Annotated in this window: 14 protein-coding genes and 2 tRNA genes; 10 read left to right on the top strand and 6 right to left on the bottom strand. The window is 46.9% G+C overall.

Annotation, left to right across the window (positions count from 1 at the left end; translation table 11 throughout):
• Positions 1-281: 281 nt before the first annotated feature.
• Together QT994_RS16625 and QT994_RS16620 are read left to right on the top strand one after the other, a co-directional pair.
• The gene (locus QT994_RS16625) at positions 282-719 is read left to right on the top strand and encodes an ATP-binding protein (RefSeq protein WP_333048542.1); all 438 of its coding nucleotides are present in this window, start codon (positions 282-284) and stop codon (positions 717-719) included.
• A gap of 161 nt (positions 720-880) precedes the next feature.
• Positions 881-2,149, top strand: coding sequence for a WcaI family glycosyltransferase (locus QT994_RS16620; protein ID WP_333176251.1), 1,269 nt, complete (start codon positions 881-883; stop codon positions 2,147-2,149).
• Here the strand turns inward: QT994_RS16620 and QT994_RS16615 are convergent.
• The gene (locus tag QT994_RS16615; RefSeq protein ID WP_333176249.1) at positions 2,113-2,385 is read right to left on the bottom strand and encodes a hypothetical protein; all 273 of its coding nucleotides are present in this window, start codon (positions 2,383-2,385) and stop codon (positions 2,113-2,115) included. The genes QT994_RS16620 and QT994_RS16615 overlap by 37 nt on opposite strands.
• Before the next feature lie 337 nt (positions 2,386-2,722).
• Here QT994_RS16615 and yqeK point away from each other — a divergent pair, with 337 nt between their 5' ends.
• The 6 genes from yqeK to QT994_RS16585 all read left to right on the top strand — a co-directional run bounded on the left by yqeK (position 2,723) and on the right by QT994_RS16585 (position 5,912).
• The gene (gene yqeK, locus QT994_RS16610) at positions 2,723-3,361 is read left to right on the top strand and encodes a bis(5'-nucleosyl)-tetraphosphatase (symmetrical) YqeK (protein ID WP_333176247.1); all 639 of its coding nucleotides are present in this window, start codon (positions 2,723-2,725) and stop codon (positions 3,359-3,361) included.
• A gap of 138 nt (positions 3,362-3,499) precedes the next feature.
• The gene (gene rsfS / locus QT994_RS16605; RefSeq protein WP_333176245.1) at positions 3,500-3,919 is read left to right on the top strand and encodes a ribosome silencing factor; all 420 of its coding nucleotides are present in this window, start codon (positions 3,500-3,502) and stop codon (positions 3,917-3,919) included.
• A gap of 2 nt (positions 3,920-3,921) precedes the next feature.
• On the top strand, positions 3,922-4,431 hold the full coding sequence (locus QT994_RS16600; protein WP_333176243.1) for a CGLD27 family protein: 510 nt from the start codon (positions 3,922-3,924) through the stop codon (positions 4,429-4,431).
• A gap of 180 nt (positions 4,432-4,611) precedes the next feature.
• Positions 4,612-5,565, top strand: coding sequence for an asparaginase (locus QT994_RS16595; RefSeq protein ID WP_333176241.1), 954 nt, complete (start codon positions 4,612-4,614; stop codon positions 5,563-5,565).
• A gap of 119 nt (positions 5,566-5,684) precedes the next feature.
• Positions 5,685-5,761 (top strand) — tRNA-Met (locus tag QT994_RS16590).
• Positions 5,762-5,835: 74 nt separating this feature from the next.
• Positions 5,836-5,912 (top strand) — tRNA-Met (locus tag QT994_RS16585).
• A gap of 307 nt (positions 5,913-6,219) precedes the next feature.
• Here QT994_RS16585 and QT994_RS16580 read toward each other — a convergent pair.
• The 3 genes from QT994_RS16580 to QT994_RS16570 form a co-directional block, all read right to left on the bottom strand.
• Positions 6,220-6,408 (bottom strand): DUF2949 domain-containing protein, encoded by a 189-nt coding sequence (locus QT994_RS16580; RefSeq protein WP_333176239.1) that lies wholly within the window; start codon positions 6,406-6,408, stop codon positions 6,220-6,222.
• Between the two features lie 234 nt (positions 6,409-6,642).
• On the bottom strand, positions 6,643-7,026 hold the full coding sequence (locus tag QT994_RS16575; RefSeq protein ID WP_333176237.1) for a hypothetical protein: 384 nt from the start codon (positions 7,024-7,026) through the stop codon (positions 6,643-6,645).
• 439 nt (positions 7,027-7,465) lie between these two features.
• Complete coding sequence (locus QT994_RS16570) at positions 7,466-7,660, bottom strand: hypothetical protein (RefSeq protein WP_333176235.1); 195 nt, start codon at positions 7,658-7,660, stop codon at positions 7,466-7,468.
• Positions 7,661-7,711: 51 nt separating this feature from the next.
• Here QT994_RS16570 and QT994_RS16565 point away from each other — a divergent pair, with 51 nt between their 5' ends.
• A complete protein-coding gene (locus QT994_RS16565) occupies positions 7,712-10,621 on the top strand; it encodes a PAS domain S-box protein (protein ID WP_333176233.1) in 2,910 nt (969 codons plus the stop codon).
• Positions 10,622-10,743: 122 nt separating this feature from the next.
• Here QT994_RS16565 and QT994_RS16560 read toward each other — a convergent pair whose 3' ends face one another.
• Positions 10,744-11,334 (bottom strand): rhomboid family intramembrane serine protease, encoded by a 591-nt coding sequence (locus tag QT994_RS16560; protein WP_333176231.1) that lies wholly within the window; start codon positions 11,332-11,334, stop codon positions 10,744-10,746.
• 469 nt (positions 11,335-11,803) lie between these two features.
• On the opposite strand from QT994_RS16560, the gene QT994_RS16555 reads away from it, so the two are divergent.
• Positions 11,804-12,181, top strand: coding sequence for a Mo-dependent nitrogenase C-terminal domain-containing protein (locus QT994_RS16555; RefSeq protein ID WP_333176229.1), 378 nt, complete (start codon positions 11,804-11,806; stop codon positions 12,179-12,181).
• Between the two features lie 254 nt (positions 12,182-12,435).
• Here the strand turns inward: QT994_RS16555 and QT994_RS16550 are convergent, their stop codons facing one another.
• A complete protein-coding gene (locus tag QT994_RS16550) occupies positions 12,436-12,894 on the bottom strand; it encodes a hypothetical protein (RefSeq protein ID WP_333048530.1) in 459 nt (152 codons plus the stop codon).
• Positions 12,895-13,276 lie beyond the last annotated feature (382 nt).

The raw sequence follows: 13,276 nt of genomic DNA, 5'->3' as shown, positions 1-13,276 counted from the left end.
AAGTACCGACTGCTAAAACGATCGAAGCTTAAATCACTTCCTCGCAAGCTGACTCGGGAATTTTCCCTATTTAAACGCCCTACCGAGGCGGGTTACAGTATCAAAAGTCTCTCATTTGCTGTGCGAGTAAATGGTGCGAAAGGAATGCTCACCTTGAGGCAAAACGGGCTTCTTCAACTCAAGCTTGACTTAACTAATATGTTGCCAAGACCTTGCCCTCCTTTTTCTCTCCCTCCGGCGCTGAGTACAGCGGTGGTGGGGGCCGACCAGGGGGAAGAAAGATGAAAGACAAGCAACCAAAGGCCGAGCCGCACCTTCAGGTTGAAACAGACCTGAATGCTTTAACATCCGTTTTGGAATGGTTGGAGAATATCGTTTTGCCCCTGCTGCCAGCGGATTTCTGGTGGCAGTGCCGGCTGATAATCAACGAAGGCTTTACAAACGCTGTCCGCCACGCTCACCAAAACTTGCCCCCCACGACGCCCATAGACATTGAGGTAAAAGTGTTTGCCGATTACTTAGAAATTAGGATTTGGGACAGGGGTCAACCCTTCAACCTGGAAGCAAAGCTGCACTCGATCATGCAAGAGCAGCGCGATCCTTTGGACAGAGAAGGAGAAAGGGGACTGGTGTTCATGTACAAGCTCACAGACGATCTTCGCTATATCCGTACCGACGATCGCCGCAACTGCCTGGTAATGCGAAAAAACATTACATGAGGGCGCGATACCCGCCCGGTAAGGGCGGCTTCTTTCCCAAGGAGTGGAAGAACCCCTCGCCCCCTATTGTCCTACCCGGAATCCAACCACATCCTCTGCAATTCTGCGGGTGCAGGCTCGATGCACGCGGCTGCAGGACAATTTGCTTCAAAATAAATATTATGCGTATTCTAATTTATTCCTATAACTATTATCCAGAGCCGATCGGCATTGCCCCCCTGATGACAGAACTAGCGCAAGGCCTAGTCAAGCGCGGCCACCAAGTCCGAGTCGTCACAGGAATGCCCAACTATCCCCAGCGCCGGATTTATCCGCAATATCAGGGCAAATTTTACCTCACCGAAGAACACAACGGCGTCACAATTCAGCGCAGCTATCTGCGCGTCAACGGCCCCCACCCCACCCTCCTAGACCGACTTTTGCTAGACGGCAGTTTTGTCCTCTCCAGCGCCGTCCAAGCCTTCAGAGGCTGGCGTCCCGACGTGATTTTCTCGACAATGCCCCCTTTACCGATTTGCGTCCCAGTCGCCTTTTACGGCCGGATTCGCGCTTGCCCGATCGTCCTCAACGTTCAGGATATCGTCTCAGAAGCAGCCGTGCGCGTCGGCTTGGTCAAAAAAAACGGACTGCTAGTTCGCATTGCTGACGCTTTGGAAAAATTGGCCTACTGCACAGCCAGCCAAGTAAGCGTCATCGACAGCGGTTTTATCAAAAAATTGCACTCTCAGGGAGTACCCCCCGAAAAAATAGTTTGCGTTCCCAATTGGGTTGATGTCAATTTCATTCGCCCCTTACCCAAGGAAAATAACTCATTTCGAGCAACTCACAAACTCAAGGGCAAATTTGTCGTTCTCTATGCTGGCAATATTGCCCTCACTCAAGGGTTGCAAACAGTTGTCCAAGCAGCAGCTCGTTTGAAACACATAACCGAAATCGCTTTTGTAATTGTGGGGGAATCAACAGCACTAGCGCGCTTGCAACAAGATTGCGAAACTTACAAAGCTAATAATGTAATGCTGCTACCATTTGAACCGCGAGAAAAATTGCCCGAATTGTTAGCTGCTGCTGATGTTAGTTTAGTCGTACAAAAGCGCCGCGTTACTAACTTCAATATGCCTTCAAAAATTCAAGTAATTCTCGCCAGCGGTCGGGCAATTTTGGCGTCGGTTCCAGAAACTGGTACGGCCCAGAAAGCAGTGCAGCAAAGCGGTGGCGGGGTGGTGGTAGCGCCGGAAGATTCGCAGGCTTTGGCTGATGCTGTTGAGGATTTGTACTTGCACCCTGCTAAGGTGGATGCGTTGGGCGAGCAAGGCAGAAATTATGCTGTGGAGAATTACGGATTTGAGGAAGCTTTGAATCATTATGAAGCTTTATTTGCGACGGTTGCAGCGAGTCATTCTGAGAAAATCTTAGCACCTTTGCCAAAATAATATAAGCGCTGGAAACCACCCGTGCTTACAGTGCCAAAAGATGTTCCGAGCACTACAGAACGAACGCTCGTTAAGATAAACGCCCAAAAAATGAAATACTGAGGAGTGATTGATTTAATTGCCCAATATACCACCACCGGAACTTTGCCCCCAGCCATCCAGACAGCCATGACTGCCCCGATTAAAAGTAAAATATTGATTACTGAAAAAGAGTTTTGACTGTTAGTTATAGTCATTTTGATTAATATTTTTAGGGAAATCCTCTGTTCAACAAAAGGATCATAAAAATTCCCATAGAAGGTAGCAGCGGCTCCAGGAGAAAATAACCTTTCAGGGCATTAGCTAAAAAGAGAAAAAATGAAATAATTACCAAAAATAGCAAGTCCATTAGACTAATTGTTCAGGTAGCTACTGTTTTAAATATTCAAGCAGTTATCAGAAAAGATAACCTATCTCCCAAACAGTCGATCGCCCGGAAGCACCGGAGATGTCACGACACCGCCGTTACGCGACACAGCAGTCCATTAAAAGAAAACGCTAAAATAGTAGCTCCTACAATTTTGGAGTTAATATTTGACACTTGCACCGCCCCAGCGCGAAAACGTCCTAGCTTGGCTCTCTGAGCGCGTTCCTGCTGCCCGCATCAAACATATCCTCGGAGTCGAACAGACAGCAGGTGACTTGGCTCGCCATTACGGCCTCGATGAAGCAAAAGCTCGATCGGCCGGTTTGTTGCACGATTTGGCAAAATACTTCAAACCTCCACTGCTCCTGCAAATGGCAAGGGCGGAAGGTTTAGAGTTAGACTCAGTGTTGGAAGCAAACCCGCATTTGCTGCACGCAGACGCAAGCGCGATCGTCGCCAGAGACGAATTCGGGGTGGTCGATCGAGAAATTTTGGACGCCATCGCCAATCACACCCTCGGCCGACCAAACATGAGTCAGCTCAGTTGTACTGTATTTGTAGCAGATAGCATAGAGCCGAGCCGCGGCAACACAGCCCAACTAGAAGCACTGCGCGAGGCAAGCTTGCAAAATCTTTATGCAGCCGTGTGGCAAAGTAGCGATTATTCTCTTAAATATTTGCTAGAAACTCGCTGCTACATCCACCCCCGCACCGTACTTACGCGGAATTGGGCGCTGCAAATGGCCCGCGAATCGCCGGAAACAGGAAATTCGACGGAGAAGTCGATCGAACAAATCACAAGTTAAAAGTAAAATTTACCAGAAATTCTGTCCTTACTTTTGGCTTCAAGCTAATTCCTATTTCCAGCCTCAAACTGCCAACAATTGATCGCGAAAGCGCACCCATTCTCCAGAACCCGTATCAATTAGGAAATTAAACACTTAATGTCAGATCTAACCCAACTCCAATACTCCAGGGCCCAATCTACAGCAACGGACGGCACATCCCAAGACGAAGCCCGTGGCCTGATCATGACCGTTGCCCAAGCAGCCGATGACCGCAAAGCAGTAGATATTGTATTGCTCCGGGTGGCAGAAGTCTGCTATTTGGCAGACTACTTTGCGATCATCACCGGATTTTCCAACGTGCAGGTACGAGCCATCTCCCAAGCAATAGCAGACCAAGTGGAAGAAGAGTGGCAACGCTTGCCACTTCGTACACAAGGCCTATCAGACGCTAGTTGGGTCGTCATGGACTACGGCGACGCCATCATTCACATTTTGAAGCCTCAAGAGCGGGAGTTCTACAATTTAGAAGCGTTCTGGGGACACGCCGAACGCATTGACTTTTCCCCCACGCCGTGAGGATGGCTAATGTGAAAGACGTTTCTGCTTCTATTTGTCCCGTTCCGCAAGAACAGCGACCGATCAATGAATACCAAGAACTTAAAGAATCCTGGTTTTTTAGCTGGGTAACACTCAATTGGCCCGGATACCTGGCAAAACTAGCTTGGGTGTGGGCTTGGAGTTGCTTGGTATCGGTGCCGATAGCTGCTTCTAGCTTTGCTCCTGTCAAGTATCCCGCTCAGTTTGTCCTTAGCGGTGCCGCAGGTGCCGGTTTTATTCTAGGATTAGCTTTGCTGCGGCTCTACTTGGGTTGGTTCTACGTGCGATCGCGCCTTTCAAATCCCACGGTCGTCTACGAAGAGTCTGGCTGGTACGATTGTCAATCATGGCCTAAAACTCCCGAAGTTTTGCTTCAAGATCAGTTGATTGTCAACTACCAACTAGAACCAATTCTCAGGCGTCTGCGGCAGACATTTTATGGTTTGACAGTGTTGCTGGTTGCCGGGGGACTAACTTGGAGTTGTTTGTAATCGGGAATGGAAGGGAGTTTTGAGTTTTGAGATTGTCGCGCACAGCCAACAACGCACACGGAGTGCATGAGTGAGAAACGATCGTAGAAAGATTAACTTTATAACTCTTAACTGGCAGCTCGCAACTCATAACTTCCTCAACCCCAATCTAAAATCTAAAATCTAAAATCTAAAATTGATATGACAAGGGGAAAACGAACCCAAGCTCCCGAATTGGAAGTCACATTGCTGCGCGAAGGTATTGTGGAATCGAGGCACCGCGCCCAGGCCGCTGTCTGCGACAACCGCGGGCGCGTTCTGTCTGTTGCTGGTAACTCGGAAACGGCCTCATTTGTCCGTTCTTCACTCAAGCCTTTTCAAGCTTTGGCGGTGACGGGGACTGGCACTTTAGAACGCTACGAATTGACCGATCGAGATTTAGCGATTATTTGCAGTTCGCATCAAGGTACGATCGAGCAATCGCGCCAGGTATTTAACGTCCTGTGGCGCTGCGACATTGACCCCTCTAAACTTCAATGCCCCATTCCCGAAGGCAAAAAGAGCGCCCTGCAATACAATTGCTCCGGCAAACACGCCGGAATGCTGGCTGTCTGTCAGCAACTGCACTGGCCTCTGGACACTTATTTGCGCCGCAAACATCCTGTCCAGCAGCTTATTTTGGGCAAAGTGGCTGACTTGCTGGCAATGCCTGCGGAAGAGTTTATCAGCGCTCGCGACGACTGCGGCGCTCCTACCTATCTGTTGCAGTTGGGGCAAATGGCGTCTTTGTACGCTAAGTTGGCCTCTGGCGACAATGTGGAGATGGAACGGATTGTCCGCGCTATGACTCATCACCCAATGATGGTTGCCGGTGAGGGCAAATTTGACACGGAACTGATGCGGTTGACTCAAGGGGAATTGGTGAGCAAGTCGGGGGCCGAAGGGGTGCAGTGCATTGGCCGGGTTGGCGAAGGCATGGGCTTGGCAATTAAGGTGACGGATGGGGGAAAGCGTGCTCAATTTGCTGTGGCGATTCACTTGCTCAAGCAGTTGGGGTGGATTACTCCGACGATCGCCGAAACTCTTTCGGAAACTTACCTGACTCTCAGCGATTTTAAGCGCTTGGAGGTAATCGGGGAAGTTTCGATGCTTTAGGGCGATCGAGACTCTGAGCCGATTTCAGCAACCCCTCCCACAATCTAAAAAGTTTTTTTGATTTAGGGGTTGCAACTTTCAGAAAGATATGGTTATATTAGTAGAGAGACAAAAAGCGACGCGGGATAGAGCAGCCTGGTAGCTCGTCGGGCTCATAACCCGAAGGTCAGTGGTTCAAATCCACTTCCCGCCACCAAATTCAAGCAAACCCTGTAATCTTTAAGGTTTCAGGGTTTTGTTTTTGGCAACCACTAGAGAGAGACAAAGCGACGCGGGATAGAGCAGCCTGGTAGCTCGTCGGGCTCATAACCCGAAGGTCAGTGGTTCAAATCCACTTCCCGCCACCAAATTAAATAAGACAAGCCCCGGCACCCTAAAAGTTGCTGGGGTTTGTTTTATACCGTCTGTTTGATGTCGAGTGCGATCGTCTCTGCGATAGATTGAAAGCAGTTTATTTTAGGCGGCAACAAAAATGAGGACACAGCAGTGCTATGTCCCTACTGTATATTTGTATTTTTCTAATTGGGACAAAATAAGACCCACCCTCAACCTAAACACTCAACCCTATACTTTTCGACGACCGTTTGTGCAAGCTTTCTTTGTCAAAAAATTGCAATCCGATATCCATATTTTTTAACTCAGGATTTTAAATTGCTAAGTCGGCTGAGCTTGCATCCAATCAAAAATCAGGTTTAATTGTTCCAGCGTAACTAACCCGTACTGCCACAAAACCATCGGCAGTTCGCTGGCATCTTGTTCACCGTGTCGGAGAGCAACGGCGATGGCAGAATTCGATATTGCCAACTCTCCCCGCAAATAATCGATCAGTTGAGTTTTTCCCATCACCTTAACCGCCAGTTTTATGCGCTATTGTAAAGATATGTAGCTAATCGGTCTGTATCGGAAGTTTAATTGGTCTAATCTTATGTTCACAATAAAGAACCAGGTGTGATGGAAACCGCACAAAACTTGTGATAAAACTCTGATAAAAAAGCGATCGCAGTCACAATAACTCCGAGAATCAAAAAGTGGATTCCGCGATCGCTCGTTTGCTTCAAATGAATTCATTTAAAAGTGCTAAAGTCCTAGCTGAAGCTGAACTCCCGCTTCTGTACCGCTGTCGGTTTGTTTTGGAGGTAAAGGATTTCCTTGACGCTGGGCGTCCGAAGGAGTAGTAATAAATTCCAATGGGCCATCGATTTTGAGGCGAAATGTGTCGCCCAAGCTGCTTTCCCTTCTAGCAGAATTAGGCGCCGTTTCTGGTTGACCAATCAAGTTTTGGTAGTCCGAGTCTAAGGTTCTGTCCTCCACAGTCCTCAACGAGTCCCCAGATAAAGTCGTTTCCGAATATTGGGGCGCTGGTTGCAGTCTTTGTTGGGCGAGAACCGCCGGGGTCAAACCGATAAAAATGGAGCTCAGTCCGAGAGCAGTGCCAAGAGTAGCCATAACTGCGTTCATCATCCATGCCTCCGCTAGTTGCATCCTACTATGCTTATTTTACCTAGCTGGAATTAAGTTGCACTCTATCAAAAGTAGCTGCTTGTGGAGATATCAATTAAAGTTCCTGTTAAAACTTATAACTTTCGATCGCGCTATCGGTCAAAGAGAACTGACGTTGCAACCGGGTTGAAACGCCAGAATACGTCATTTCAGGCTTGAGTCAACCCAAAACTCGATTGGTTTGATTAGCAGGCGTCAGGAGTGGAAAAATAGTTAGTGCTGGACGCAGGGGTGGCTATCCATCGGTTTTTTTTCACGAAAATAGTTCGTTGCAGACCGCCGAAACGCTAAAAACACCCAGTTTCAGATACCAGTCTAAAAAAAGAATGCAACAGCAGGCAAGTTCTCAACCCTTACAGAATCTCTTTTTCCCAATTATTTAATTCTTTAATCTCAAAATCTATAATAATATGAGCGTGTAGATTAAGTCCAAGATTGATACTGCATTCATCTCGCTCGCCAATGTTCCCAAAGCTCGCGATCGCGCTAAGATGACGGTGACCGTCGTTAAAAACTCAGTTGCCAGCGGCAGATTCCGAGTTATTAACAGCACTTTGCCTACTAAAACCATCTCTACTTCAAAACCTGCGCTCATCAAGTTGTACTTGACCGGAATGTTGTAGGTTCATAATAGTTCTGCTTTACCATGCCAATCAAATATCTGACCGACCCGATTTTAAAAATGTCGGGAAAAGTGCCAATTCGCATCGTCCTTGTTGTGCCTTTTGCCCTCCAGACTTTCGCTGCGGTAGGGTTGACGGGGTGGCTGTCACTCCGGAATGGGCGCATAGCCGTCAACGATGTTGCCGCACAACTGCGGGCAGAAGTCACATCGCGTATCCAGCAACATATTAATAGTTATATTGAAACGCCACACCAAATCAATCAGCTCAATCTCGATGCCATCCGTCTCGGCATTGTGAACGAGCAGGATAGTGATAGTTTGCAACGCTACTTCTACAAACAAATCAAAATTTTTGATAAAATTAGCTACATTCAATTCGCATCCGAAAAAAAAGATTTTATTGGAGTTGAACGCCTCGACGACGGCAAGTTGCAAATTCAGATTTCCAATCAATCTACTGGCTATAATTTGCATAGCTACGCGCTGTCACAGTTCGAGAAACCAACCAAGCTATTAAAAACTACTCTCAACTACGACCCCCGCGTCCGACCTTGGTACATAGCTCCGGTGCGCGCAGGCAAACCGACTTGGAGTAAAATCTATAATTATTTTGACGCTCCCAAACTAGCGATTACGGCTGCTCAACCAGTTTATGGCGAGGATGGTAAACTGATTGGCATCCTGGGTTCTGACTTGGCACTTGCCCAGCTCAATCAATTCTTGGAAACTCTAAAAATTGGCAAATCAGGACAGACTTTTATTGTAGAAAGGTCGGGACAATTGGTGGCAAATTCTACTCGGGAACCGCCATTTATTGTTAGCAACGGTGTTGCAAAACGGATTGTGGCAGCCAGCAGCAAGAATGTTCTAATTCGATCGACCGCCCGCTATTTGACAGAACGCTTCGGGGATTTGCACAAAATTGACAGATCTCGCCAGTTAGATTTTACGATCGATGGTCAACGGCAATTTCTACAGGTGACGCCGCTTTTAGACAGCAGGGGCCTCGATTGGTTGATTGTGGTGACGGTTCCTGAAGCCGATTTTATGGAAAGGATTCATGCCAACACTCGGTATACTGTGGTGATGTGTCTGGGTGCTTTGGTGCTGGCAACGGCGATTGGCGCTCTGACTTCTAGGTGGATTGTGGTACCGATTCGGCGTCTGAGCAAGGCTGCGGATGCTTTGTCGCGGGGAGAATGGGACGGGATGGCAGTAGATCCCGGCTTGATGGCGTCTGTAGAGCGGGAGGATGAGGTGGGTGTCCTGGCTCGCTCTTTTAATGTGATGGCCGGTCAATTGGAAGAGTCGTTTACTACTCTCGAAGATCGGGTAGAATCTGCGATCGCCGACAAAAATCAATTAATTATTTCTCTGAAAAACTCGCAGCAAAAACTGGCTCTGCATCTTCACCAAACTCCTTTGGGAGCAATTGAATGGGATCTAAACTTTGAAGTAGCGGAATGGAATTTGTCAGCGGAAAGAATTTTTGGATACAACCGCTTGGAAGCTATGGGACGCCACGGAGTCGATCTCATAGTTCCTGAAAGTGCTAAGGAGTATGTCACGCAACTATCTATAACTTTGCTCACTAATCAAGGAGGAGTTAGTAGCATTAACGAGAACATCAGAAAAGACGGCAAAATTATTCTTTGCGAGTGGTACAATACGACTTTGGTTGATGCTGACGGCAGCATTATCGGGGTGGCATCGCTGATTCAGGATGTGACTGAATTTCACAGTGCTGTCGAGAAGTTGCGGGCTAGCGAGGAGCGGTTTCGCCAGTTGGCAGAAAATATTCATGAGGTATTTTGGATTAGAGAACCCAATCAAAAGCAGCTAGTTTATGTGAGCCCTGCTTGCGAGAAAATATGGAATTTGAGCTGTCAGAGTTTGCAGTCAGAACCGGAGGCTTTTTGGGATGCTATTCACCCGGAGGATCTCGATCGCGTCAAGGCTGCTTTTGAGAAACAGGTGCGGGGCGATTATGATGAAGAGTATCGGGTAGTGCGATCCCCTACGGGGGCTAAGCGAACGGAGGGTTCAGTTTGCTGGGTGCGCGATCGGGCTTTTCCAGTCCGCAACCAAACGGGAGAAATTTACCGCATCGTCGGTATTGCCGAAGATATTACCCAGCGCAAATTAGCAGAAGAATTCCAAAAAGTCGCTCAAACCGCTCAAGCTGCAAACCAAGCCAAAAGCGCCTTTTTAGCTAATATGAGCCACGAATTGCGAACTCCCCTCAACGCGATTATTGGTTACAGCGATATTCTCAAAGAAGACGCCGAGGATTTAGGCTGCGAAGATTTTATCCCCGACTTGCAAAAAATTCAAACAGCGGGCAAACACTTGCTATCTTTAATTAGCGACATTCTAGATATTTCTAAGATTGAAGCGGGGCGGATGGAACTTTACTTAGAAACTTTCAACCCGGTTAATTTAATTGACGAGGTAGTTTCTACTGTCAAAGCCTTGGTAGATAAAAATTCTAATAAGTTTGAAGTTGATTGTGCTGACGACTTGGGAATGATGTATGCGGACATTACCAAAACTCGTCAAATATTGCTCAACCTGCTGAGCAATGCAGCCAAATTTACGGAACATGGCACTATTAGCCTCTGTATTGAAAGAGTTAAACATGACAGCTTAACCACTCAAGAAATAGCCGAACCTTCCGACTCAATAATTTTTCGCGTAGCTGATACGGGCATTGGGATTGCCCCCGAACAATTGCAGCATTTATTTCAAGCATTTATGCAGGGCGACGCATCAACTACGCGCAAGTATGGCGGCACGGGTTTGGGATTGACTATTAGTCGTCACTTTTGCGTGATGATGGGTGGCGATATGCACGTTGAAAGCGAGTTAGGTTGCGGTTCGGTTTTTACTGTGTGCTTGCCGGCCCGCGTTGAATTATTGGTCAGCAGTTAGTCTTGCTATCCGGGACACAATTGTTACACAAGAAACCAGGATTATTGACAAAAAACCTACGCTTTTAGATAATTTATGAGCAATAAATCAAGGTGATGATAGGATGCAGCCTCAGTCTTATTCTAGTTAATTCGCCGTTTCTGCCGCCCCAAAAGTTGAGCTGTTAATACCCCGCCGACGAAGCCAAAGAAATGCCCTTGCCAGGAAACTTCCGGCTGCGAGGGCAAAACTCCCCAAATTAAACTACCGTAGAAGAAACCGACAATTAAAGATACCAAAATAGATGTAAAGCTGCGTTCAAAATAGCCCCGCAGCAGCAAAAAGCCGAAGTAACCAAAGATTAATCCGCTAGCACCAATGTGAACGGAATTAGGCGCGCCGGTCAGCCAAACTCCCAATCCGCTGACTAGCATAGTGACAGCACTCACGATAAAAAAGTCGCTAATTTCTCGTAGCATTATCAACCAACCCAATGTCACAAAAGGGAGGGTATTGGCAGCTAAGTGAGCAAAACTGCCGTGCAGAAAAGGCATCAACAGGATTCCTTGAATTCCGTCGAGGCTGCGGGGGCGGACTCCGTAGTCATTCAGCCTGCCTCGGAACAGGAATACATCGACAATTTCGATAATCCAGAGGAGGGAGACGCAGCCGCCGAGAATGGCGGCGTGGCTTTGCAATTCGCGGGTGATAGTTTTGGTTTCTGGGTTACTCATGGGTGGTGAGGGCGGTGATACCGATTATTTCTAATTGTAGGAGTTTATGAGCGATCGCGAGCAAAGATAGTTGGGGCGAGGTTTCAGGGTTTTTTGCAGCAGAGCTTATTTAAAAACATTATAACTTTCATTAAAAGTTCCGCATTTACACGTATAGGATAATTCACCTCAATGCGTCACAATTGTAATTGAACTACAAAAGGAGAGTCAACCGAAAGTTGAAGCTAGAACGTAGAAGACAGAATTTTTACCTTATCAATCAATCGTTGGGCTTGAAATGAGGACACTTTTTAGACCGCACACCGTCTTAAAAAAAATCAGGAACTACTTTTCTCGCCCTAAGTCATTAATTTAAGAAGTTCAATCCGGTAAAGCAAAACGAGATGCTGTAGATACTGATTGTAGATAATATCGCACAAGCTCTACAGAGAGTTCTTGGCACCTCGTTATAAAAGAGGAACAGAGCAAAATGAACGTATTTGAGCATCCAGTCTCCTACCGAACTCTGCCAAATTGGGTAGGATTTGGCAAACAAGAAACAGCCGTTAATGTCGCTACAAATTCTCAACCTTACGGTCAAAAGCCACACTTTGACCCCTTGCATCCGCTAAAAGAATGGCTTGATAACACTGCAATTAAAAGTCAAAAGTTGGCTCGGTTGCTGTGTAAGTTTATCCCCAGCCAGTGTCCATTTGAGCGAGAAGTCAAAATTGGCGATCGCACTTTATTATCCATTCCGCCGCTGTGCAAGTTAAATCCGCTTTACGAGCAAGTGGTGGGGCTGCGCTTTCGAGCTTTGTGTTATTTGGCTGACGAGTGCGGCGAAGATGTAACTCCTTATTGTTAATTCTGCAAAAACTTAAAATTTTCACTGTCTTTTCACCCTCCCTTATCCTTGTTGGGGAGGTTTTTTTTATTTTTAGATTATTCGGCGGTGGAAACCTGTTAACCTCAAACTCAAAGGTGGCCAAGCGCCGGTCATTTGAGTTCGAGGTTAAATTACACAAACTTTCATCTGCCTCAGCAGAAAAGCCAGATATTCTGTTAGATCCCCGGCTTTTTGAAGAAGTCGGGGCTTGAAAGGGCGATCGCATTTAAATACTAAAGGGAGCGAATCACTCGTTGTTCGAGAATGCGTTTGCCTTTGTTATAAATACTAAGGCTAGCTCCTGTAACAATGTAATCGTAGGCACCATTTTTGGCCACGTAACCAGTCCCCTCTTCAGTTCGAGCACGCAGGGCGATCGTGCTGCCGTTACTCTTTTTAACGCCGTAGTAATATAGTTGATGAGCGTGGTTGTAGCACAGATATATCCGAAAGTTGCTGGTCTCGAAATAGTTTGCCAGTGTCTGTCTTTGGCGAACACAAAAATCTCTCACCTGTTTTTGGGGAGTGGATACATGAGCTATTTGTATGGTTTCAATCGGAGACTGAGTGCGAGACGCTGTTGATGCAGTGCTTGTGTTCGATTGTCCTAGAGCAAAGGTTGCCGCTGGATTGCTGGCAAATAGCATTAAACCAAGTAAGCTGGTTTGTGTGAGTCTTGCTGTGAAGTTCATAAGTCATTCCTTTAAAATATGTTGATGCGTCTAATCTAGGTAAGTTGGATTGATTAGGGCGATCGAACAGTACAGTTTTCCCAATCGGCCTCAAGGAGGAAATCCTTGGATGCAATTTCCGTTTCCCCTGAGAGCGGGTACTATTCTCAATAAGCTTTTAGGGGCAGGCTAGAAGCCCGCCTCACAAGAGGATTGAATGTATAGTCGAAAGCTCGTTACTGAGAATGATATTTTTTGTGAGTTTCCCTGCAACTGACTAGCCGATGGACAATTAAAAAACTGGCACTTTGGATTGCGGAGAGGACTTATGTAGGGCTTGCTGAATATATCGATCGCATATTACGTGGCCTGGGTTAAGAACTGGTGCGTTCGAGAGTCATCG

The sequence above is a fragment of the Microcoleus sp. S13_B4 genome, from assembly GCF_036700885.1.
Taxonomy (GTDB): Bacteria; Cyanobacteriota; Cyanobacteriia; order Cyanobacteriales; family Microcoleaceae; genus Microcoleus.
The sequence above is the reverse complement of the archived record's forward strand: the minus strand, read 5'-3'. Positions and strand labels throughout refer to the sequence as shown.